Consider the following 24,574-nt stretch of genomic DNA (forward strand, 5'->3'; position numbering starts at 1 on the left):
TGGCAGAATTGTTTGGGACTATATATAAAAAGAAATGGTTGTCTCACGACAACCAATCTTCATTGTTAACCTTAAATCTAATACCATGAAAAACACGTTGCAAAAATAAGGCGCTCCTTTCTTTTTTCCAAACAATAGAGTAGAAAAAATTAGTCTTTTAATTTTATTTAGTACTTTCAACTCACCTCTTCCAGACAAAGGGATATTGATTGATTTTTGTTTACATATTTTCGGGAATAGTTTGGATTTTAGTCATAGACCGAGAGGTAATGATGTGTACGTATTTGTAACCCTGCCTATTCTTTATAGTATCTTGAATCTTACCCTTAACAATACTTCTGCCGGGCGTAAGCCGTAGACCGAATAATAGCTGCTGATATCATTGTAGGAATAGGTCACGAATTGCCGGGTGTTGAAAATATTTGTCCAGTCGAGCATCCAGTCCGTGTTCTTCATCCTATACCGTGCTCCCAGGTTTCCGAACCAGGATGAACGGTCTGAAGATTCAATCATGTTATTATAGTAATGGTTGATTGAAACGGTCAGGGTAAACCCTTTTGCGGGGATCAACGATAAGGCGATGTCCTGTGTGAAATAATTTACCGGTGCCATTTCGTTGTCCCTGATTTTGGTCCGGCTATGCCGGTAGGAGGCACCGTATTTTATAATCATCCATCGCTCGATATCAGTTGTAATACGCGGTGAGAGGAAATAGCCGGTTGAACTGTAACCGGAGACTATCCCCTGGTGCAGGGTTGCCGATTGATTGCGGTCATAACCGGTACTGAATCTCACTTCGGAGTTGATCGCATCGATGCTCTTACCGATGGAGTAACCTGCACCCCAATCATGTGAGGTGTGGGGATGGGGAACGCCTACACTGCTACTCAGGATACCGTTGTATCCAACATCGTAAAGCATATTACGCCATGTGTTGTTGTAGAACAAACGCAGTGATGTAAAGAGGGTGGTGAACGGGTTCTTATAATTGAAGCTTACGTTTGCCGATGTGCGGCTGTTTTTCGACAACAGCCCGTCGCTGCGGTTCATACTGCGGTAGGTATTCAGTATGTATCCCCTGTAATCCTCATTCACCGAACCGATATGGTTGGAAAAGGAAATATTGGAAAAGATAGCCAGTCTGGTACTGAATGGATATTGGATCCACAAGTAGGGTGAAACGAGCAGATGTCCTCTCTTTTGCCTTGTCTGTCTTATCACGTCTTCCCTGTTTAGGAACAGGTAGTCCAGAGGAAAGGAAAAGTTCAATTGGAGACCTGATGGAGGCCTGTACCCGAACGACGGAGAGAAATTGAGTTTTGCTTCCGTACGGCTGGTATTGTTTTGCAAGGTATCTGCAGCAACCGGCGTATGGGTAGTGCCCGAAAGCAAACCCGACTCCATCCTGTAATGCAGGAAGGAGGCTCCGGTAGTGTACCCGAAGCTAAACCGTTGCAGGTCCTTATGTCCGGATACGCTGGCCGAGGCATTGAACCGGTCGAAAGAAATATCCTGCCGGATACGCGGGTCGGGATTCTTCAACTCTTCGAACAATACGGGTGAAACATCCAGCGAATGGTGCCGGGTGGTATATGCTACGTTTGCCCTTATCCGGTTTCGCCGGGAGTCATTCCGCCGCAGGTAGTCGAAGTCGTTTTCGATATGGAAGGAGGGGAGTTGCAGGAACTGTGCCACCGGTTCACTACCCGCAATATTGCCTGTATGGGCATTCCATGAAGAGCGGACATTGAGTTTGTTGTTCAGGAAATAGTTGTCGGTATTGCCTTCGAGGGTGACCGAACCTTCCAGTTCCCGTTTCAACAGGCGGGCATCCATATCCTCCGCTATCTGTAGGGTATCGGAAGGAGTCAGGTAGATATCCTGCCGTGAGAAGCTGCTGCTTTTCTGTTTGTCGTGCAGGAAGTTTATGTTGGTGGTGAGTATAAGATCTTTCTTGATTCCTCTCAAATCGTTCAGCGATACCAGGTGGGCTTCGTTGAAAAGATAGTGCTGTTCCCTGATGGAAGGCGGGGCAGGGGCAATTACCGATAAGAGGTTGGAGGGTCTGCTTCCGAAATGGTCGTAATAGGAAGTCAACTCTTTGCTGATATCCCTTCCGGTATTGTCGCCCTTATATACCAGCATATTCTGTTGCGAGCGGGTGAAGCGCATGCCTACTGCTTCGTTGCTGAGCAGGATGGGCGGGAGGCCTGTTCCCAGTTGTGCCGTGGCAAAGAAAGCACCCATGGCCGACTGTTTCAGTTTCAGATTGATGGCGGCATTTTCAGGAATTTCCATCCCCTTAAGCGCCTTGATGGGCTGGTGGTTCTCGAGTATCTGCACCGAAGCCACTTTGGACGCATCTACGTTTTGGGTAGCCAGGCCGTATTTGCCCTGAAGCAAGTCGAGTCCCTCGATATAGAATTTGCTGATCTCCTTGTTCTGGTAAAGTATCTGTCCCGAGGAGAGCACCTGCACACCGGGTAGTTTTTCCAACACGTCGCCGATACTGCGGTCGGTCTCATCCATGAAACCGGCCACGTCGTAATGGATGGTATCGCCCAACTGGCGTATTTTGGGTGCTTTCACGACCACCTCTTTCAGTTCCATTGTCTTCTCGGTAACCAGAAATTCAATCATTGCAACATCACTCTTTATGTTCTTTGACTGCTGTTCGATGGTCATGGCCGATACGGTCACCGTGACCGAGTCGGGGAAGTTGTTGCGTTTCAGGATGAATGTGCCGTCTTCTGCCGTCATGGTATAGGCCAGGATGGAGGAAGAACCCACAGGGTGTATCGTGACCGTGGCCGAAACAACCGGTTTGCGGTTTTGTGAATCGAGCACCCTTCCTTTGATCTCCTGTTGGGCAAACGAAGAGAAACAGCTACAGATAAGCAGGAAGATCAGTAAATAATGCCTTGTCACATTCATCATTCGCTCAATTCCAGATCATTATATTCCACAGGATTCCTTTTCCTCAATATAGTCATCGTTCCATTATCCATATAACTGAGCGATATGTCTTTCAGTTTCGACCTTCTGTAATCGTTAACCTGTTTCAGGGTTTTGGCTTCTTCAAAGTCTCTGTCGGACGGAAACCGGATAGGAACGTCTTTTATCTGCTCTATTCCAATCGCCTGAAAGCGAAATAATCCATCCTCCGTTTTTGCATCCAGGATCGCTCCGGGCAGACCGTATAACTTCCATGGTCCCTCGTTGACCGGTATTTCCGGTGAAAACCATGCCGTATAATCACGTCCCCGGAATGGGACTGTGGCTTTGTAACAAAGGTAACCCATTATGGAAATAGTATCTTCCGATATTTGCCAATCCATTGGAGGTATTTGTTCTTTTAATCGGAGATATATACCTTTACCCGCTCCGGTAAGTGGACCTTTGTCTATGGTAATAGTTGTGTTGTCAGATCGGTTCTTAAATATCCGTGCATCTTCACCTTTCCGGTCATTCATAATTTCGGGTTTTCGGTTCATGGCTTCAAAACGTTCAAAAATTTCATTATCGGGATCTTTCAATACATTTACCGATTTAAGTGTTTGTATTAATTTCTGATCTTTTACTTTAGCGACAGAGTCTCTCCGCTCTTTGTTCCAATCATAGTACACCGACCAGTTTTGTGCAATATCCAATGCCATCGTATCGGTTACTGAAATTTTTTCCTTCTCTTTTGTTGTCTGCTGATCGAACACATAAATAATACGGAGAAAAGCCTTATCCAATTCTTCCTGCTGCGGAGGATCAACATGATTATTTTTTGCCGGTTGCATAGCGTTAAGATTTCCGGTTGTCAAAAGAAAGAAAGATATTATACATCCGGTAACTACTGTTTTGTGTCGCATAATTTGGTCTGTTTTGAAGTTTATACCGGCAAATTAACTAAATATTTTCGTTATAAAACTAATGTTGTTAGTTAAAAGATGGTGCTTTTCTGAATCTCTTGTTTCAATACCGTGTCACGACAAACGAATTTGATCTTAATAAATTGAAAGTAAATACAATACAAACTGTTTGTATTTATTCATTATTATTTTTGTAAAGTAAGATTTATTTATACTGTATAGCAGACAGATAAATTATTTTTTAAATTCTATTATTTTTCTGAGATATATAATTAAGATTGAAAAAAATATTTTAGATTTGCAGCGCTTCATATGAATTATTTTTATATGATCCGACATCATGAGAAATATTCTTATTTCGAAGATACTTTCCCTTGAGGATGCGAAATAGTAACACTTTAGCAAAACGAAAGAAATACACACTTTACTTTAATTATTATCATTTTTATGAAACAAAATTTTTTTATTGTATCAGTACTGTTTTGTCTTTTCTCATTTACTATGTCTGCACAAACAGAAAAAGGTAAATTTTCCATTTCAGGCCGCTCGTCAATGGAAGGAGCTTATTTTTCTAATCGTGTATATGGTGCTAATATCGACATCAGTGATAGGGAGGCAATGGATTTGGACGGATATTCAATTACAATTACCCCCAGTATAGGGTATTTTGTGATTGATAATTTATCGGTCGGCGGCCAGGCTTCATTTTCGATTACCGATGGCGATTATCAAAGTAAAACATCTCAATTTATTCTGATGCCAACGGTAGCCTATTACATCCCAACAAGAAAACCGGTTCGTCCGTTTGTAGCTCTCGGTGCAGGATATGCAAATGTATCGTTGGAAATGGCTATGCAGGGAGCACAAGCCGAGAGTATGTCATTCGGTGGTTTTACATGGGCTGGAGGATTAGGAGCGGCATTCTTTGTCAGCAATAATATTTCTATCGATTTGATGGCTGAATATGCAGAAGTGAGTGCACGGTATTCAAAGGATTCTTCCTACAAATATTCAACAAAAGGTTTGGGAGGATCAGTAGGGCTTTCTGTTTATTTCTGATCCCTGAAACCTTCATATGATTCCAGCTTTTGCTGAGTTTTGAAAAACTAAATCTTAAAAACGGATACTGATGGTAATTTTTCACAATCTTTATCCGTTTTTTTCCATCTAAAACACCTGACTGATAACGTTATCCAACGATGAGATACTGTATTACTTCTAATGAAATTAAATCCATTAGGAGGATAAGGTAATAATGTATGATAAAATAATGAATATGAGACTATTTTATTTAATATTGACTGCTTTTTTATTATTTGTCAGGGTTAACGCTGACATTGCTCCCAACCCGATTGTTGTCAAAGGAATTTATACAAATGACAGTTGTAAAATCCAGATGACAGAAGAATATGTTTATGCTGACTTATTTAATAATTCAGCCAAAGTATCATGTACTTTTGAATTATTAAACCATGGGGATAGCATAACTATTCAGGTTGGATTTCCGGTAATGAATTTTCAATACTGGTCTATGGGTGACTATTCTGATGATGATAAATCGCATTTCAGGATTTTTGTTGACAATAAAATGCTAACAGAAGATGATATTGGTGTGCCTTCAGAGTTAGATAGCATTTACAATACTTATATGTATATATACTATATTGAGAAAGAATACCAGCGGAAAATGGATAGCATATATTCAGCAAATAATGTGACTATAGAAGAGAATGTATTTTTTGAATATTCTTCAAATTCATCATATCAAGCAGCCAGAGTAGCTTTGGAGGATTTGTTTAGATGGAGAGAGACAAAACCACACTTCGGATCAGACCTTTGGCAACCATTTGGAAAACAAATGGAAAAAGGTAATTTTCCGTGGTATGTATGGAATGTTCATTTTGACAAAAATGAAAGGAAACAAATAAAAGTAGAGTATTCACTGCCATCCGGACAAGGATATGGTGCTGATTATAGATATTTTAAGTATATTCTGGAGACTGGTTCAGGATGGTATGGCTTGATAGAAAAAGCCGATATTGAATTAAAACTACATGATATTAAACTGGAAACCTTAGAAGAAATCTCACCGATTGGGTATCAAATTGCTGAAAATGACAAAATAATTAAATGGAGTTTTACAAATTTCGAACCTTCACAAGAGGACGATATTTATGTAAAATACTATAACAAAAAAGAGAGGAAAGACTGGGAGAGGTATAAAAGAAAAAGGAAAAGAGCAATTTTTTTAAGAAAAGTCAATCCTGTTAATTGGTTTAGATAAATAAAAATTATACACTACAATAGCAATATTGCAAGTGGCGTGGGAAATATAGTGATTTTTTAGTATATTAACAATCTTGTATGAGTGATTTTTACTGTCTTCGCATCTTATAAGCATATCACGTAAAAAATCAACATTGAGTATTGCTTGTTATTTAATTTTATGAAGAAACAAACCACACTTTACCTGATGCTGCTGTATATGATTGCTCATCCGGTATTTGCACAACGTTACACTATCAGCGGATACATTACCGACAGGGTAAACGGTGAAACCCTTATCTCTGCTACTGTTTTCGACTCAAATTCCGCTAAAGGAACGGCAACCAATAACTTTGGCTACTATTCGCTGACGTTACCAGTCGGGGATGTAACCCTCGAATATTCTTATATCGGGTACCGGACATTAAAACAGGAATTTTACCTGCAGCGCGACACGGTGTTGAACATCCAACTGGATCTGGATAACATGCTGGAGGAAGTGACGGTGATTGGAAACCGCTCCGAAACAGGTGTCAGGGGATCGCAGATGAGTACCGTGGAAGTACCCATTGAGCAGATAAAAAATATCCCGACCCTCCTTGGAGAAAACGACCTGATCAAAGCCTTGCAATTGTTGCCGGGTGTACAATCGGGTACCGAAGGGTCGGCCGGGCTGTATGTACGGGGAGGCGGGCCGGATGAAAACCTGCTCCTGTTGGACGGTGTGCCGCTGTACAATGTCAATCACATGCTCGGTTTCTTTTCTGTGTTCAACAGCGATGCACTGAAAAATGTGACCCTTTACAAAGGCAGTTTTCCCGCACGGTTTGGCGGACGACTTTCGTCTGTCGTAGACGTGCGGATGAAAGACGGAGACGATAAAAAAATTCGTGGTACGGCAAGCATCGGCCTTATCTCATCCAAATTACAGTTGGAAGGCCCTATCATAAAGGAAAAGACCACATTCAACGTATCATTGCGTAGAACCTATATCGATGTGCTGGCCCAGCCGATCATCAAAATGGCACAGGATAATGAAAACGGGGGAGTGAACAGCGCGGGATATTTCTTTTATGATATAAACGCCAAGTTCACCCATAAGCTGTCGGATAAAGACAAACTATACCTGAGTACCTATTTCGGAGATGATGCAATTTACCTGAAAGCACAAGACAGATATTCCTATGGTGATAATCTGGAATCCAGAGATCATACGAAGCTTGACTGGGATTGGGGCAATGCCATTGCCGCACTCCGCTGGAACCGCATCCTGAACAACAAACTGTTTATGAATACTACCGCTTCATTCACCCGTTACCGGTCGGCATTAGGCAGCGGCTACGAAAGCGAAACCCGCTATCCTTCTAATTCTGGTCAACCCCAAACAAAAGAAGAAACGCGACTCACCTATAATTCCGGGATACAGGATTGGACACTGAAAACCGATTTTGATTTCACGCCGAACGTTAATCACGACATCAAATTCGGTGCCTCTTATACTTACCATACATTTGCACCCGATGTTATTTCCCTGAAAGTCATGGATACCGGCCAGACAGAGCAAAACATCGATACGGTAGCCGGAAGCCCCAAAGTATATGCCCATGAGACGGCGGCTTATCTTGAAGATAACATCTCACTCGGAAAAATGCTGAAAGTGAATTTGGGGGTGCATTTCTCTTCATTTCATGTGCAGAACAGCAACTACTTCTCTTTGCAGCCGCGTGCGGGATTGAGGGTGCTGCTTACCGACAACTTGTCGTTGAAAGCCGGCTATGCATCCATGAATCAGTACATCCACATGCTTTCCAATAACACCATCAGCATGCCGACGGACTTGTGGGTGCCGGCCACATCAAAAATCAAACCGATGAAATCCCACCAGTATGCGTTGGGAGCATTCTATTCGCTTCAGCATATCGCTGATTTCTCCGTGGAAGGCTATTACAAGACAATGGACAATCTGCTCGAATATAAGGATGGTGCTTCGTTTATGGGAGCATCCACCAATTGGGAAGAGAAGGTGAGCATGGGACGAGGTATAGCTTATGGCGTAGAATTCCTGGCGCAACGTTCATTCGGGAATACGACCGGATGGATAGGATACACCTGGTCTAAATCCGACAGGATCTTCGACCGCCCCGGAAATACCATTAACAACGGGAAACGGTTTCCTGCCAAGTACGACAGAAGGCATGACATCAGTATTACCGGTACGCATAAGTTCACGGAAAAGATAGATGTCTCCGCCTCGTGGGTCTTCAGCACGGGAAACGCTGCCACCTTTGGCTTCCATGAATATGCGGCAGCCGATTCTCCCACTTACAGGCATCAATTCTATTCACCCGAAACCTATTCTTATATAGAGGCACGGAACAATTTCAGGTATAACAATTACCACCGGCTGGATCTGGGAGTGAATTTCCACAAAAAAACCAAACGGGGAAACCTTCGCACCTGGAATGTCAGTATTTATAACGTGTACAACCGCCTGAATCCTTTCTATGTATATGTATGGGATGAAACCTCCGTGAATCATGAGACGGGTGAACGGAAAACAAAAAATGTTTTGCGGCAGGCCACGCTCTTTCCCATTATCCCTTCGGTAAGCTATACAATTAAATTCTAAGATTAATTTTTAAGACAATGAAACGAGCATATAAATCATTTACCCTTCTGCTATTCATCTTCACATCTTGTTTTATATCCTGCGAAAAAGACATCGAATTTAAAGGTAAGATCACCGATCCGCTAGTGGTGGTGAATGCATTGCTTACTCCTGATTCGGTTGTTTCCGTGCATCTGTCCCAAAGCCGTTTCGTCCTTGGGGAAATAGCTCCGTTCAACCATATTTCCAATGCAACGGTATCTGTATTTGTAAACGACGATCTGAAAGAGCAGCTTTTGCATAGTGAGAATGGAATATACAGGGGAACCTACTTGCCAAAGGCAGGTGATAATATAAAGATTGAAGTTATTGCCGAGGGACTCAGCAGGGTCACATCTCAAACCCGAATTCCGAAAAAGCCCGGTGTCGTGGTCAATGATTCGACAGTGACTGTCCAGGAAGAGGAATACAGTAATCCCTATCAACCCAATACCGTAACTAAAACTACATCCCGTAATATGCAGGTACAACTGAAATTAACAGATGCAGCCAACGAAGAAAATTATTACTTTATAAAAGCCTCACAGTACTTCTCAGATAATGGCATGCTAGTTACGGAAAGGACAGTGGAGCTGAAACTCAGTGAAGTATTGAAGAACAATATTACAGATAACGGCAATATCTTTGAGGGTATTTTCGGTGATGAGGGAGAGTCGGACAGGACGGATAACCTTTTTTCGGATCTGTTTGTAGACGGGAAAGATATCTTGTTCGATTTTTCATTGTCTGATATTCTGGAGTCTGCAACGTATGTCAATGGAGAGAAAATAAATGATGGGAGCAATTCCCGGGGAGAGTTGACAGTGGAATATATCATAGAAATAGGTGAGATTTCAAAGGATATGTACCAGTACCTCATTTCAGGCAATAAAGCCTTGAATGCCGAAGATTACGGCCCCTTTACCGAACCGGTGCAGGTCTATTCCAATATAGAAAATGGTGTGGGTATTCTTGGCGCATACAGTACTTGCCGATTCTCTTCTCGCTTTAAATCAAATTATTTGCCCTATTATTTCCCGTACTAACTCCGGTACATCCTCATAAATTTATGAGGATGATATGGTGTTGCACCGGAGAAGGTACGGACTTGGTACCGACGATGGCATAGTGAAAATTTGTAGTTTCTAATTAAATCTTAGCAGGATTCCAAATTGTGCATTGCCTACACCAAAAGAATCCCACGGGGAATATTCATTGCTAAAATTGAGATTGATATCATTATCTTTCAATTCGATTTTCTTCTTTGAGAACAACCCGCCTTTTTCTTCTTTTACCCGGAATATCTTATCAGAGAGTAAATGGATATCATACGACACGTACATTTTCATGGAAAATAGCCTGCTGACTCCTTTTGATAATGATATTTGGGGCGTAACAGACTTATATTTATATCCATAATCGAATGATACAACTTTTGAATCTATCTTCTTTCCATTGTAATCGAAAGCCATTGGATTATCATATTTACCAAGATCCGAATAATAGCTATTACTGGAAAACATGAGAGAAGCTTCAAGGAATAAAGGTAATCCTGTCGGCTTTATATTTTTACTGTATCCAATTCCTACATATCTTTCATTTATCGAGATTGATTTATTGAATAAATCGGTATTTTCCTGATAGAATACGTTTATATTTTTATTCAGTTTATATCCGAATGCGGTTTGAACAAGAATATTATCATTTGTAGCTTTTTGATTGTGTTTGATTGCAAATGAATTGGCATCAGGCTGAAAAGAAATATCATGGTTTACAGCACCTGTCCTTACCTGCCTGTACGATACCCCGATGTCATAATGGAATCTGGTCAGGACAGAAATCAATTTCATGGCTCGGATTGACTTCGCTTGTGAATTTTCCTTGAATATTTCAGTTGATTCGTCTATTGTAAACTGGAACCTGGATTTACTTGCGTCCTCTCCGTCAAGGATAGAGTAATCAGTCCATCCTTTTTTATTGTATTCGTCAGCCCTTGTTATCAGGGGATCGAAAAACTGTAATTGTCGTTCATATGGAATTGGACGTATGGAATCACTTTTAATATCAGTTGTAATAAATTCAATCGAACCAAATATTTTTTTTTCATCAAATCTTTTGATATCCTCATTTTTTGAACTGTAGTATTTCAGGTGCCATTTTCCGGCAGTCTCTTCATAAGCCACATTGATCGTATTTATTCGCTGTTTAATAGGTAGTTTTGCTGACTTTAAGTGTCTGTTCACGTCAAACGATACATAGGCGAGGCTCTCCTTTTCAATCATCATCGTTCCTGAAAGAGTGAGGGAATCTTTAGATATTTTGTGAAAGCTAATATCATAAAAATCTTTTCCTTCCAGTGACTTTACTCCATTGAATTTAAATTCATAATTTTTAAATTTTTGAGGCCGGATAAACTCTGCGCGGGATAATACGAAATCATTCTTAATTGCCAGGTAAGGTCCCCCGTAATATAATATACCGGTATCCCTGATTTTTCTTTTCCTGGATTTAAGCAATTCAACCTGTCCCGGGCTATTGCTGGGTTTATGATAAGGGTCTTTATAGATGGATAATACAGCCTCTATAAAGTCTGCCTGCAGTTCTTCTTCATTTTGTGCGCTCTCCCTGTAAAAACTTTCATACAATGTGGGTACATTGGGATAGTTATTTGGAATATTATTATATGCTTTTCGTAATAATGTATGCAGGGTGCTGTCAGGTATTACATATATTTCTGAAAGGATGTAGGTTTTAGGCGATAATTTTATTGTTGCCGGAGATTTAATATCCCTGATTAAAAGGCTGTCCCCCTGAAAGGATATTCCTGTAAAGTGCAGGTATTCATTTGTGTACTTGTCTGAAATATTTAGTGCGAATTTCCCGTTTTGATCTGATACGGTACCAATATGTCTGTTTTTTAAAAAGATGTTTATATTGGGGATACCCCTATTGTCGGATTCATTAATAATATTCCCTTTTATAACTTTTGTTTGTGAATGTACTACTAACAAAAAAGCTTGTGAGAAAAAGATTAGGAATGTAATATTTAGAATCTTTATATTTCTCATTACAGTATTTCAATTTAATCTGCTATTATTTCATAATGACAAAAATACTCAATTCTAATTTTAGTAAATCATATTTTTTATCATTTTTTGCAGTACAATTATTTTTCTTACTTTTGAGTAAGTATAAAAGGTAATCGGCACCCAGGTGCATCAGAAGAAAATGAGAAAAAATAAAAATAACGTACCTGCCTTTTCTCCCAATCTGTTTTGGGATGTAAATCCTGATGATCGGGATACAACTTGCCTTTTTCTTACTCAACTATATCAATTTTGGAGGACTATTATTCTTCTTTAACTTTTTTGGTGCAGCGTTTTAATACGCCATTGCATCTGTTAAAATAGTGAATGTATCGTGAAGCATAATGTTGATTGTCTTATTTTTTAATAGTATCATTATGCATAAATTTCTTATATCATTACTGATGTGAAGTTCTCACCGGATGGGAATTTAATAGCTTGTGGTTTATTGGGGAAATAAGAACTTGGGAAGTAATTTTATAGCCAGAGGAAGAGCAGGCCGGATATGATATTGTTGAATATAATTTATCTTTAAATTAATAGCGTTATGAAGAAATGTAAATATTTATTTTATTTGATACTTTGGGCTACACCGTTTATCTCCGTAGCACAGGAAAGTGAAGTGCAGCAAAAAGAAAATAATCAAAGCGGAAGCAACAACCTTGAATTATTTAGGGGATGTAAAGAATGTAGGATTAGCAAGGGTAGCTGCGCTGATATTATTAAATCCCTGCAGGTATATCAGGATAACGACTCTCTTGCTATCGATATTTTTAAGAAAGAGTACGAAATTACCAATATGCCACTTTCTCAAAAGACAGGGTTATTAAAAAGAAATCATGTTGATATAATTCAATATTTCAATTCTGACAAAACCAAAAAATATCACTGCGAATTGAAAAGAATCAAATCGGATGATCCTGTCCTTATAGATATGAGATAAAGATATTAACTTGTCATTAATATAATATCTGTTATGACCCCATCCATTTATCTTACACTATTTCTTTGCTTTTTTTGCCTCGTTTCTTCTTGTAAAGACAAGAAAGAAACGTCCGGTCATTTCGTCCTGGTTGACGAAAAAGAAACGACATCCAGTGCGGGACAATTGGTTTTCAAAGAAGATATGCAGCAATTTTTTTATATGCATATTACTGACTCTCTCGTCTTTCTTACATCCCAGAGAAATGAAAATCCAATCACTGCATTATCCTTAAAGAACTTTGAACGTGTTGCAGAACTGGGAGAAAGAGGCCAGGGCCCCGAGGGTATACAGTTTCCACTCTTTCTGAAAGATATCTCAAGGAAAAGTGATATAGAACTTTTCGATCTGAATAGGAGGAACCTTATACATATTGATTATAAGTCCGAAGAGAAAAGGTATGTAATTGAAAAAGAAATGATGCCCGACTCGCTTTGGCCAAGTATCAACCTGAATAAAATATCAGACTCACTTTATTTCGCCAATGGAGTTGAGCATTTTAATAAAGGTCTTTATTTTAAATGGGATAAACACTGGTCTACCAAAGCATGGGTGCCTTATTATCCTGAAACCAAAAAGAAATATGATGAGGATGTGACTCATCTATACAGAAATAGCATTCTGGCCAATGGAGAGAAAGGCATAGTTGTTTGTGCCTTGACATATTTCAATAGAATAGTCGCATTTGACTTTAACGGTAATATCCTTAAAGATATACAAATCGGAAAAGAAATTGTGGAACCGGTTATCGAGGATTTCGAACGACTGAAATTTTCTGATGGCACGGAGATGTTCTTTTTCGACGTGGTGGGAACTGAAAATTATTTCTATTGCTTGTGGAACCGGAGTGAAATTGGTATTGATGCAGATCAAAGAAAAAATTCCAAAATATTCGTTTTCGATTGGGATTTGAACCATGTTTCCACAATTCAGGCAGACCAACCACTTGCTTCTTTTGACGTTGATCCTTACGACAGATACTTTCTCGGACTTTTTCCAGATGATGAAGAAGATACCAGTATCTATAAATTCGATACAGAATTGTAATTTACAGTTGAAAATTTAATAATAATACGAATCAGTATAAAAAAGATTATGAAAGGACCAATGATGAAAATATTTTTTGCTTTTTTATTTCTGGCAGCCTTTTTTGTTGTTAAAATGCCAGCCCAACAAGTTCCTTTCCCAGATAGGAGCAAGGTAAGGGTAGAAACCAGACCCAGAGGGGATAACAGTTTGAAGCAAAAACCAACCGAAGGTGCAGAAGGCCTTAAGGTGTTGACTGACGGATTATTGAATGATACATATTTTACTTTATTTGTCAAAGAATATTCCGGGGGGAAAGAAATAGTCAATGAGTTTGATTTAATTTTAGCCGATCGATATACGAAAGGAAATAAAATAATCCTGGAAATTATACCTGATATAGTAAATGACAAGCATCTCCGTTTGTTCACGTATTATCCGGGAGGTGAGAGTTTCCGACAAAAAATATCATCAGAGAATACTCGTTTTAAATATGCTTTGTTTGAAAAGTCAAAAAAAAATGAATATGATAAAAGAATACCAATATTACTTATTTATGAAGAAAAAGAATTGGATAGTTCTATAGAAAATTTAATCAAAGAGAATCAGAAAGATGAATTTTTACCTGATAACCTGAATATGGATAAAAACATATATCCACATCTAAATCGATATTTTATCGTGTATTATGTATTGACAGAAATTAAAAACTGATTTCACCATGAAAAATAAATTTATATTCTTCCATATCATCATTATTTCCTGCCTCTTTTCTTGTAAGGAAAATCAATATAAAAATGCGGAGACAATAATACTTTCAGATTTTAAAGAAACGAGGGTACTAAATGGGGATAGAATCGAATTCAATGATTTATTAATGAAACCGGTAAGTATTACTTATAGGGACTCTCTCCTATATATGAAAAATAGGAGTACTGAAAATTATTTTCATGTTTTCGATCCTTATACATTGCGCAAAATTGGAGAATTTGGAGCATTTGGTAATGGTCCAAAGGATTTTATAGAACCGGTAATCGTCCAATCTAATGACCATTGGCTTTGGATATTAAACCAGATGAAAAGAAGCCTTTCCCGTTATATGATTGATTTCGAAGAAGGAAAAATTGAAATAATTGAAAATAATAAAATCACTTTCGACGACCATGTAGATCAACTGGCCGTATTGGACAGTAATACAATTATCGCATCCATGATGAAACCGGAAGCTAAAAGATTTTACTTTTTTGATGGCCAGGGAGAATTGAAGGAAACAGGGGGGGAATATCCGGAAAGTGGCATAGAGTTTACTGATTTTGAGAAAATAGAGGGTTTTATGTCTCAAATAGCAGTAAATTATAAATATAAAAGAATTTTTGTCAGTCATAAACAGACAGATTTAATTGAGATATACGATTTTGACGGAAAGTTGTTACATAGAAAACATGGTCCGGATCACTTTTTTCCTGTAGTAAAACAGACGAATGACGGAGAAATCGTTAAAGTCAGATCAAATCCCGGAAAATCCAGAGACGGCTATTTTTTTCCAAAATATGCGGGAGAAGAAGTCTTTGTCCTCTATTCGGGAATAGTATATGAACCCGGAAATGCAATGTATCAGATTGATCAAATTTACGTTTTTGACTGGGAAGGAAGCCCATTGAAAATATACAAACTGGACCAGACAATTTTCAACTTTGATGTTGATGTAAAAAACCGGGTAATTTATGGATTAAGTGCAGAACCCGAATTCCATGTTATTGCGTTCAAATACTAAAGCCAGTGTAAAGTTAAATGCCGATGTGTACCTGGTAACTGAAAAGATGCGATAAAAAGCGTCCAATACATTGGAAATTTTAAACCAGATACACGGATTGAGGTATGACAGGATGTCGAACCAGATAAGGGTTGGCAATGAGACAAATGTACTTTATCTTGTCGACGGAGTGGTGCAAGCCAAGGAATATACCCTCAACCTGCCACCGGACAGGATTGCCAGGATAGAGGTCGATAAAGACCCGAAAGGGCGTTTCCAGTCGATGGGCTACGGAGCCGTCATCTGCATTACGACCGTGAAGAAAGCGGGCGACAGTTTCAGTTTCGATGTGCGCTCGACTTATTGGCAGGGGCTAAATACTGATTTGACGGAACAACTGAATGTGAATTGGCGTAAGAACGGTTGGGACGTATTCGGAACGTTTTACTTTAATCACAATGAGTGGATACAGGACCGCAAAATGGAGCAGAAAACATTTGTCGATACGCTTTTGGGCACAGAGCAACATAATGTACGTGAGCGGAACGAACGAAGCTTTGCGGGGAATTGCGGGTGTGAATTACGAAATTTCACCTAAACACTATGCAGGAGTAAAGTATACAGTTTCGGGAGTTCCTCGTTCAGAAAATATGTCAACAATCAACAGTATGGTACATGCCGACGGTGTTTTGTACGACCAATGGGAAAGTGTGGATAGGGCAAAAACGCATAGTTCGCCGTCACACCGAATGAATGCCTACTACAACGGTAAGTTCGGCGATTTGAATGTTGATTTCAATGCCGATTTCTTTACAAGCGAAAACCGTTCCATTTCGTCTGTAACCGAAACAAGCGAAAATTATGACGATCGCACGGTAACTTCGGAAAATAACGTACAGAACCGCCTTACCGCTACCAAATTAGTGCTGCCGTATCCCGTATTGGGCGGGAAATTTTCGCTCGGAAACGAAAATACCGCCACTTTCCGCGAGGACGATTACCGCAACGCGGAAAATTTCATCCAGACATCGAATACGACCATCAAGGAGCGGAACAACAGCTTTTTCGCGGAATATTCGCGCGCCATCCCTATCGGGCAGTTAGGCGCGGGACTACGTTATGAAAACTTCCGTTCCGATTACTTCGATAACGGCGTGAAAATAGATGGGCAAAGCCGTAAGTACGGACAATGGTTTCCGAACGTTTCGTTTTCCACGCAAGTGAGAAACGTCTATCTGCAAGCGAGCTATACCGTCAAAACCAAACGTCCGAGGTATCGTGAGTTGAGCAGTAATGTTTTTTACGCCAACCGTTTTCTGATGCAAACGGGAAACCCGTTTTTGGAACCGTCGGTTATACACGATGTAACGCTCGTTAGCACATGGAAATTCGTGCAGTTAATGGCAAGTTATGCAAATGAAAAGAGCGCGATTATCAATTGGGTGGAACAAATGGAGAAAAATCCGGCTATATCATTGCTTTCGTATCGAAATCTGGATAAACTGCCTAGTTTTACGGCTTATCTTACCCTTTCGCCCACATTCGGCATTTGGTCGCCCCAATTGAGCGGAGGATTTATCAAACAGTGGGTTACCATTACAATGAACAACCAACCTGTCCAACTGAATAAACCGCTTCCTACCGCTTCGTTCAAAAACTCGTTTAAACTCCCGAAAGAATTTATTCTGACGCTCGATGCCAATTATCAGGGAAAAGGCGATATTTAGAATGTTCATCTGATCGAACACAGATTCGGCGTAAATATCGGTGCTACCAAATCATTCTTCGACAACAGTCTGCGCGTGGAACTGAAAGGGCATGATATATTCAACACCCGTAAAGATGGTAATTTGGTGTACAACAGCCAAATGCAATTGTACCAATTAAACCGTTTCGACAGTCGTGAAGTGGAATTGACAGTACGTTATAACTTCAATTCGGCAAGGAGTAAGTACAAAGGAACCGGAGCTGGTGATGCGGAAATCAACCGTTTATCATTCTAACCGGTGGCGATTAAAAATAATAATTAGAAACAGTGCAGCGTTTTTCACTTTTTGCGTCTATCTAATATATGTTCTTTTAATAGGTCTCAATTTTTGCTTTATCAGAACATAGTGATAATTTTACAGAAAATAAATTTATGATAAAAAGTATAGGAATGAAAACTAAATTTTTATTCGGAATATTGGTGTTGTTTCTTGGTACAATCAGTTTTGTCAGTTGTAATGATGATGAAGACAAAACCGAATATCACCTGAAATTATCCAAGAATTCGTGTGAAGTGATGCAACTGCGTACTACATCCATTTATCTGATTGCCCATGAAAACACGACACTGGATATAGCTTCTCCCGAACTGATTGATGCCGTTTACAAGTGGGGCAATCATGAGGGTTTCACGGCTATTATCGAAATTACAGGCAAGCAGAAAGGCGAAACCAGCATTGTCGTTACGGACAATGTGACGGGAGAGTCGGCCACGATAAAAGTGAAAGTCACGGAATATCCGATGCCTCGCCTTGCAGTGAAGCAGCCGGGAGGGAACATTTTCGACATTATGAGTTTTTATCTCCGCAATGATAGTTCAGAACCGGTATTCAACGAACTATCATCCGTGTGCGACTCAATAGTCTGGAGCGTGAAGGGACAGAGCGGCAGTTATCGTGTGTTTGATTATAAAGGACATGGTTCGGACCTTGTTATGGAATGGGGACATTGTTTCCTGTTCCCCGGCGAATATGAAACGTATCTGACCGTATGGAAAGACAACAATGAGATTTTCTGTGACCAACTTGATATATCTGTCACCGATGACAAGGATTTTCTGGCATATGACTGGAAAGATATTACAAAAACGTCACAGGCATGGACTGCGTATGTCGATGTACTTGGCAGCAATCCTGGTTTGATGACTTCATACAGCTTTAATGGTCCTGTTCCGTCAGTTGAAGTGGTTCTCTCCTCTGACAGGGATCAAAGTTACGATATACTTTATTCCTATTTCAGCAAGCTCTATGCAGAACCTGCCTATGAGGATCATAAAGAGAAGCAAAAGATGTTCCAATTGTATGACGAGTTGTTTTCCGAACAGAAAAAATATCCCCATGACTATCCTTGTGCCATTTGGGTGACGGAACATGCCAATATCGTTTTATTGATAATTGATACTTTAGACGTCTTTAAATATGTGATTTATGCAGAACCCGTGATTTCCCACCTGTAGAAATAGCGAAGCGTAACTATTATTCGATACCGAAATAAATCGAAAATTGTAATGGTTTGGAACGGACACATGGAAGAAGGTGTTAGTGAATATATAGAATTAAATTTATTTGAACAATAAGAGTTCTACTTATCAACTGAGATAATTTTTTAGACGGAAATGGAACAACTTGTCACGATAAAAACATTTACTTATCCCCATGAGGCATACGTGATCAGGGGAAAACTGGAATCAGAAGGAATACGAACCTTTCTCAAAGATGAAATGACGGTACAGGTACATAATTTCTACTCCAATGCAATTGGGGGCGTGAAATTACAAGTCCCTTCCGAAGATGTAGAAAGGGCGTTAATTATTATAGATAGTGTAAAAGAGATCCCTCACGAGGTAGTTGTCTTTTCAAAGAGAGAACTTGACGGGACAAATACCTGTCCTTTCTGTCATTCTGAAAATATAAGTCGGACGAGAAAAGCCAATTGGCTTACACTGATACCTTATCTGATCGTGGGGTTTATTTTTCCGGTGTTTAAAAATTCCTATATCTGTTTTGATTGTGGAAAGGAGTGGAGAGTAAAAAAATAATGCCAAACGCTGAATGATGAAACATTTTATTTTATCTATCTCGATAATATTGGTCATATTGCAAAATTGTAATCCTGCAGTTAACGATGTGACTCCGGACGAGACTGCAAAGAAAATCTTCACCCGGACAGAATTAGAAGGCATCGGGCATATGATCCACTTCGTGGATAGTATCGTATCGGCAAAGACAGGACATACGGGTATCAATGAAAGTTATCGTGCCTATATTGAAAAATTGAGCACCGATGTTTTTAGTGGAGGGAATTTTACTCCACTTTTGAATGACAGTACAAAATTTCAATTTTTGGAAACAATAGATAATGATGCCTTTTCTTCCATCTGGATAGAGAGTCTGGCATATATTCCATGGGAATCACAATGCAGAAAATACCTTGACCTGAATCTTGAGGGAAAATATAAGAAATATCTGCAGGAGATAGGTGAGTCTGACGATCGTTATGCCAGCATATATGAGGACTTGAACAGGGCCGGTAGTTTATCCCCCGTGACTGTTGCATGGTTTCTAAAGAATCACCAGGAACTTGATTTTACACTTTATAAGCACCGTTTGTGGGGCACCGTTTTCCTTCTTAGAATGCCTGAGCCTCTCGAAATCCCGGACACCTTCCACCGTTCAGTAAAGTTATCTATGGAGACAAGAGTTTTTGAGTTTTCCGCACTTCCCGATAAAGTAGAGGTGAAAATAACAAATAATACAAATGATACAATTATTACCGGGGAGCATTACCATATTGAATTCTTTGATAACGACCAATGTTTATGGAGAGAATTATTTTTGCCCGAGACTGTCGTCATTAATGACAAATCTTATCTTCTAATATTTACTGGTACAGCTTATCCACTGAAACCCGGTGCGTCCGTAAATTTTAAAAAAGGACACTTCAAACATTGGAAATTCTATTCAAAAGGCAGGCATAGAATTGTCGTGGAGTATACAAAACCTGATTTTAAAAGAACTAAAGAGGAATACAAAACTTATGCGGAATTCTATATTGAGTAGTCATAATTAAATTGTCAAATTATCAACGCCAGTGAAAAAGGTGAGTTTTCAATTAATTAATCCAGATGGGAAGAGTTGTAAAGTAATTTGAACTTCAATTATATTCACAATTGCCTTACCAGTCATTCGAAAAGCTTGAGAACAGGTTTCAGATGGTCAACCTCGACTACCGGAATATATACGGTATTGTCGGTATGATACCTTTAAGGGTGGGGAACTTCATGGAGAGCCAGTTAACGCTCAACTTTTTCAGGCAGACCGAAAAAGATAGCGACTTCAATGAACTGGCATTCAAGAATAGTCATAATTCATTCTCTGCCCAGATAAACAACAGTTTTAATATCTCATCCACTCCCAGCATCCAGGGAGAGTTGTCGGCCTTTTATCTTTCAGGTGCCATACAGGGAATTTATACCATTCAGCATTATTCCAATGTGACGGCAGGAGTCAAATGGCAATCGAGAGACCGGCGTATGGAGGGAGGTGTTCAAGTACAGGATATTTTCAAGACCTGCAGTGTGACCTTGAAAACGAATTGGCAAAACCAGAATCTGAGGATGCATGATTATGCCGATACGCCATTCTTCCGGGTTACATTCTCCTATCGTTTCGGAGACTATTCGAAAAAGGAACGAAAAGAGATTGATAAGTCAAGATTTGATCGATATGAGCGGGATTAGCAGTGATAAGGAAAATTGAAATAACCTGTCACTGGTTGCAAAATGAAGAAAGTTATTCTTTTACTTTTAGGATGAAAGAAAAAAATAGTAAAAAAGATAAAGAAAGATGTAACCAAACAAGAGTTAATTACGTCTAATAAGAAAGCAAAGGAAATTTTGTGTCGGGAGGAAAATGGTTACTCCGTTTTTTTACATGCGTATTTTAAAAGCTAAAAAGCAATCACTATAAAAAATATAAACTAAACACTATTAACAATGAAGACATTATTCACTATTATCCTTGCCACTGTGGCATTTGTCAGCGCTCCGGCGCAAAACAGAATCATAAAACAGAACCGTCAGGTAGCGTCATTTTCCGCTATCAATGCTTCGGGAGGATGGGATGTTATTGTTCGCCAGGGCGACCGCCAGTCGGTTTCCATAGAAGTCAGTGAAGAGGTGTTGGACAGGGCCGTAGTGGAAGTCAAAAACGGCACGCTGCATATCTATAATAAGAGAAACAACCGTACATTCTCCCTTCGCAACTTAGGTAACACACGAAACACAATCCAAAAGGCATACGTTACCGTTACGGATTTAGGAAAGATAGAAGCATCGGGTGGTGTGGATATCAGTTTTGAAACACCCCTAAAAACCGGCGATTTCGAGCTTGCACTGAGTGGTGGCACCGATCTGGAAAATTTAAGGCTGGACTGTAGGCAATTTAAAGGACAGTTTTCGGGTGGATGTGATGCGGAGATCAGGTTTATTTCCGCACAGGCTGTAAGAGCCGATGTAAGCGGTGGTAGTGATGTGGAACTGTGTGATATATCCGCACAAACGACCCGGATTTCCGCCAGCGGAGGTTGTGACATTGAACTGACGGGGAAGACCGACGAGCTTACCCTGACCGCGAGTGGCGGATGTGATGTTTCTGCTTCCAAACTCAACGCACGTAATTGTAATGCCGATTTTTCAGGTGCTGCCGACGGGAGTATCCGTGTTACAGACCGCCTCGATATCACTGTGTCAGGTTCAGCCGACGTAACTTGTTTCGGTAATCCGGGCGATGTAAACAAAAGAGTAAATAAGAGCAGTTCATTGAAATTCAGCTGATAATAAAATAGCCACTATATAGCCTGACAATCGGTAACACAGGCATACTTGAAAAGGTGAATTTTTACAAAAAATTGAAGCCATTTTCCTATACATTGATAGGAAGTGGCTTTAATTTATTACTCTGATATTGTGTGTGTTGCAATAGGTGTAATATGTGTCCATACACCGCTTGTTTCAAACCGGGTACCGCTGCTGGTATTCTCGATGGTGAAAGTACAATTATAAACCCGTTTACAATAGGTGACTTCTCCTCTTAACTTTAGCGTGGAATAGGGTTGCACCAGGATTTTACTACCACCGGGGATATCTTTGATATACGGGGTTGTTGTAGGCCCCTCTCTATATAAGCATCTGTCCGTCCAGTATATCTTATTATCTATAAGTAATTCCGGCATGCTGATCTCGATATTTTTTCCCTGAGTCCAATCGAATGCCCCGTAAACGTCGCTTTCGAAACTTGATGACTCTACTACATCCTCAAAAATATATCCGGTAGGTTCCCAAACAGCTTCCGAAGTATTATTGGTGAATGTTATGCTGCTACACCCTTCGTCGCTTACATATATTTCACGTTCCGTTTCTATTTCTTCGTATTCAGACTTCACTAATTCGTATTCCGCACCTGCCTGCTGAACAATAGAGACGTAGTCGCGATGGCTTCCATCATTTATATATATGGCAAATTTACGTTCATTCGATACATCGAAATTCTCTTTTAAGGTAACTATTAATTTATTGTCTTCAGAGCGTTTTAAAGCCAGCCAGCCGTTTGCCGCTTCAATTGTTCCGTCTCCTAAGGTCAAGGGATTGCCCTCCTTGTCTAACATCACTTCATTTGAGGGCACGTACAGAACAGATTCAATATGCCAGTTATCCGTCAAAACGGGTATCTCAAGATTACCTCGGCCTGAAAGGTTCAAGTCTTTATATAAGGGAGATATTAACTCGATATTATCATTTTTATTGCATGAAACAACTCCAAGAATGCAAACCACTGATAACACTCCGATCCAATTATGTATAACTTTCATACCGCTCCTTATTCCTTAATTCAACATCTGCGTATTGATGCAAAGTTAATTATTTTGATTGGAATATTGTTCTCTTAAAATCAAATTCGCTTTCAGGTTTTTTGGCTACTTCTTACTTGATATAGCTGAACTTTCAATCGTAGATCCGGTTGGCAAAGAAGTTGAGTAACCCCCAGTTGAACCGGTACCAGCGCCTCGTGGCCCGCTGTTTACCACCAAACTGAAGCAGGAACCGTGAGCGGCCGGCATTTTTATTCAGAAAACTTACATCCATAAAATCGAAATAATGGAAACCCTTGTTTTCCGATATCTGCATCGCCTGATAAATAGTGAAAATTGTGGGATAGAGTAACTTGTATCGTTTCGATTTGCCCCAATAGTAGAGACAATAGACCGTCTCTTTTTTCTCGAATCCCAGAATGGCGCCTCCGATAATTTTACCCTGATAGCGGGCAAGCAATATTTTTCCTTTGCCTTGCCTTATGTAGTGACAGAAGAAATTCTCGAAATATTGGTAGGGTGGGAACCGGCGCGATATCTTTTTGTTGTTTGTATCACGGATCAGCTTGTACATCTCCGGTAACTTCTCTTCAGAGGTGAATTCCTCCATCACGACCCCCTTTTTTAATGCGTTATTGACCTGGTTCTTCCTGCTCTTCGAAAGCTGATCCCAGATTCTTCTCTTACGCTGGAGCGAGTTCCGGATATTGATCCATTTTACCGAATAGAATCCGTTTTCCCGAAACCCCTTATAACCGAAAATAGCATTTCCTAGATTTTCATAACGGATGAAAAAAACCCGGTTACGTACCTCTTTTACCAGATGGGCAATAAGGGTATCGAATATCTCTATCTGAGGCAGTTTTTTTCTGAAGAAAGCCGGTTGTTGGGAGATGACGCATCTTTTAAATAGTTTACCTCTCAGGAAACGATTGATCCGCACAATGACGGCAAACATGGCGGCTACCGGCACCTTATCCTCGAAAATAACAAGCATTAAAGGGGTATAGGCGGGACTGTTGCCGTACCAATCGAACGATGAAGGGCTGTGAAAAAAATTGATTTCTTCCATCGGAGGAAGATCCTCTTTACGATAATATGCTTTTACACTGTATCCCATATCTGTTTGAGTGCGCAACACGGATCAATATTAAACAAAAATACTAAAAAAAACTAATATCACAATGTGATTGTCTCTTTTCGATAATCGCAGCCTGTTTGACACTATTATGGTTTTAGGTTTTATAATTTTTATGTAATTTTGCAAATTAACGGTGTGTAAACGGTATGATACCGTCTGACCGCCCATGATCTAATAAA

General features: G+C 39.8%; 19 protein-coding genes and 1 pseudogene. 15 read left to right on the top strand and 5 right to left on the bottom strand.

Annotated features, from left to right (window positions below; all coding sequences use genetic code 11):
- Positions 1–303 precede the first annotated feature (303 nt).
- Together F597_RS0107850 and F597_RS21560 are read right to left on the bottom strand one after the other, a co-directional pair.
- Positions 304–2,937, bottom strand: a complete 2,634-nt coding sequence (locus F597_RS0107850; protein WP_019539182.1) for a carboxypeptidase-like regulatory domain-containing protein — start codon at positions 2,935–2,937, stop codon at positions 304–306.
- A complete protein-coding gene (locus F597_RS21560) occupies positions 2,934–3,860 on the bottom strand; it encodes a GLPGLI family protein (RefSeq protein WP_019539183.1) in 927 nt (308 codons plus the stop codon). Before F597_RS21560 ends, F597_RS0107850 begins: the two co-directional genes overlap by 4 nt.
- Before the next feature lie 447 nt (positions 3,861–4,307).
- Here F597_RS21560 and F597_RS0107860 point away from each other — a divergent pair, with 447 nt between their 5' ends.
- The 4 genes from F597_RS0107860 (at position 4,308) to F597_RS0107875 (ending at position 9,818) form a co-directional block, all read left to right on the top strand.
- Positions 4,308–4,919 (top strand): outer membrane protein, encoded by a 612-nt coding sequence (locus F597_RS0107860; protein ID WP_019539184.1) that lies wholly within the window; start codon positions 4,308–4,310, stop codon positions 4,917–4,919.
- Positions 4,920–5,136: 217 nt separating this feature from the next.
- Complete coding sequence (locus F597_RS0107865; protein ID WP_139224055.1) at positions 5,137–6,144, top strand: hypothetical protein; 1,008 nt, start codon at positions 5,137–5,139, stop codon at positions 6,142–6,144.
- Positions 6,145–6,306: 162 nt separating this feature from the next.
- Positions 6,307–8,754: a TonB-dependent receptor gene (locus tag F597_RS0107870; protein WP_019539186.1), complete on the top strand. Its 2,448-nt coding sequence runs from the start codon at positions 6,307–6,309 to the stop codon at positions 8,752–8,754.
- A gap of 17 nt (positions 8,755–8,771) precedes the next feature.
- Entirely contained in the window at positions 8,772–9,818 is a 1,047-nt protein-coding gene (locus F597_RS0107875) for a DUF4249 domain-containing protein (RefSeq protein ID WP_019539187.1), read from the top strand.
- A 99-nt stretch (positions 9,819–9,917) separates the two neighbouring features.
- On the opposite strand, the gene F597_RS0107880 is transcribed toward F597_RS0107875, so the two are convergent.
- Positions 9,918–11,840, bottom strand: coding sequence for a carboxypeptidase-like regulatory domain-containing protein (locus F597_RS0107880; RefSeq protein ID WP_019539188.1), 1,923 nt, complete (start codon positions 11,838–11,840; stop codon positions 9,918–9,920).
- A 565-nt stretch (positions 11,841–12,405) separates the two neighbouring features.
- Between F597_RS0107880 and F597_RS0107890 the strand changes: the two genes are divergently transcribed.
- From F597_RS0107890 to F597_RS0107935, 11 genes and pseudogenes are all read left to right on the top strand, one after another.
- A complete protein-coding gene (locus F597_RS0107890; RefSeq protein WP_019539190.1) occupies positions 12,406–12,801 on the top strand; it encodes a hypothetical protein in 396 nt (131 codons plus the stop codon).
- Positions 12,802–12,834: 33 nt separating this feature from the next.
- Entirely contained in the window at positions 12,835–13,887 is a 1,053-nt protein-coding gene (locus F597_RS0107895) for a BF3164 family lipoprotein (RefSeq protein WP_081624344.1), read from the top strand.
- 48 nt (positions 13,888–13,935) lie between these two features.
- Complete coding sequence (locus F597_RS0107900; protein WP_019539192.1) at positions 13,936–14,580, top strand: hypothetical protein; 645 nt, start codon at positions 13,936–13,938, stop codon at positions 14,578–14,580.
- Between the two features lie 7 nt (positions 14,581–14,587).
- Positions 14,588–15,640: a BF3164 family lipoprotein gene (locus F597_RS21565; protein ID WP_019539193.1), complete on the top strand. Its 1,053-nt coding sequence runs from the start codon at positions 14,588–14,590 to the stop codon at positions 15,638–15,640.
- A gap of 70 nt (positions 15,641–15,710) precedes the next feature.
- A complete protein-coding gene (locus F597_RS22320) occupies positions 15,711–16,217 on the top strand; it encodes a hypothetical protein (RefSeq protein WP_052319810.1) in 507 nt (168 codons plus the stop codon).
- A 70-nt stretch (positions 16,218–16,287) separates the two neighbouring features.
- Positions 16,288–17,622, top strand: a pseudogene (locus F597_RS21575) (outer membrane beta-barrel family protein).
- 155 nt (positions 17,623–17,777) lie between these two features.
- Positions 17,778–18,842 (top strand): hypothetical protein, encoded by a 1,065-nt coding sequence (locus F597_RS0107915; protein ID WP_019539195.1) that lies wholly within the window; start codon positions 17,778–17,780, stop codon positions 18,840–18,842.
- Between the two features lie 159 nt (positions 18,843–19,001).
- Entirely contained in the window at positions 19,002–19,424 is a 423-nt protein-coding gene (locus F597_RS20390; protein WP_019539196.1) for a putative signal transducing protein, read from the top strand.
- A 13-nt stretch (positions 19,425–19,437) separates the two neighbouring features.
- Positions 19,438–20,445 carry an immunoglobulin-like domain-containing protein gene (locus F597_RS0107925; protein ID WP_019539197.1) on the top strand — a complete coding sequence of 336 codons (1,008 nt, stop codon included), beginning with the start codon at positions 19,438–19,440 and terminating at the stop codon, positions 20,443–20,445.
- Between the two features lie 152 nt (positions 20,446–20,597).
- The gene (locus F597_RS0107930; protein ID WP_026327258.1) at positions 20,598–21,125 is read left to right on the top strand and encodes an outer membrane beta-barrel protein; all 528 of its coding nucleotides are present in this window, start codon (positions 20,598–20,600) and stop codon (positions 21,123–21,125) included.
- Between the two features lie 255 nt (positions 21,126–21,380).
- Complete coding sequence (locus F597_RS0107935) at positions 21,381–22,220, top strand: head GIN domain-containing protein (RefSeq protein ID WP_019539199.1); 840 nt, start codon at positions 21,381–21,383, stop codon at positions 22,218–22,220.
- A gap of 119 nt (positions 22,221–22,339) precedes the next feature.
- On the opposite strand, the gene F597_RS0107940 is transcribed toward F597_RS0107935, so the two are convergent.
- Both F597_RS0107940 and F597_RS21585 read right to left on the bottom strand, forming a co-directional pair.
- Positions 22,340–23,254 carry a hypothetical protein gene (locus tag F597_RS0107940; protein ID WP_019539200.1) on the bottom strand — a complete coding sequence of 305 codons (915 nt, stop codon included), beginning with the start codon at positions 23,252–23,254 and terminating at the stop codon, positions 22,340–22,342.
- 133 nt (positions 23,255–23,387) lie between these two features.
- Positions 23,388–24,374, bottom strand: a complete 987-nt coding sequence (locus tag F597_RS21585) for a peptidoglycan bridge formation glycyltransferase FemA/FemB family protein (RefSeq protein ID WP_019539201.1) — start codon at positions 24,372–24,374, stop codon at positions 23,388–23,390.
- Between the last annotated feature and the right edge of the window lie 200 nt (positions 24,375–24,574).

Source organism: Proteiniphilum acetatigenes DSM 18083 (genome assembly GCF_000380985.1).
Lineage (GTDB): Bacteria > Bacteroidota > Bacteroidia > Bacteroidales > Dysgonomonadaceae > Proteiniphilum > Proteiniphilum acetatigenes.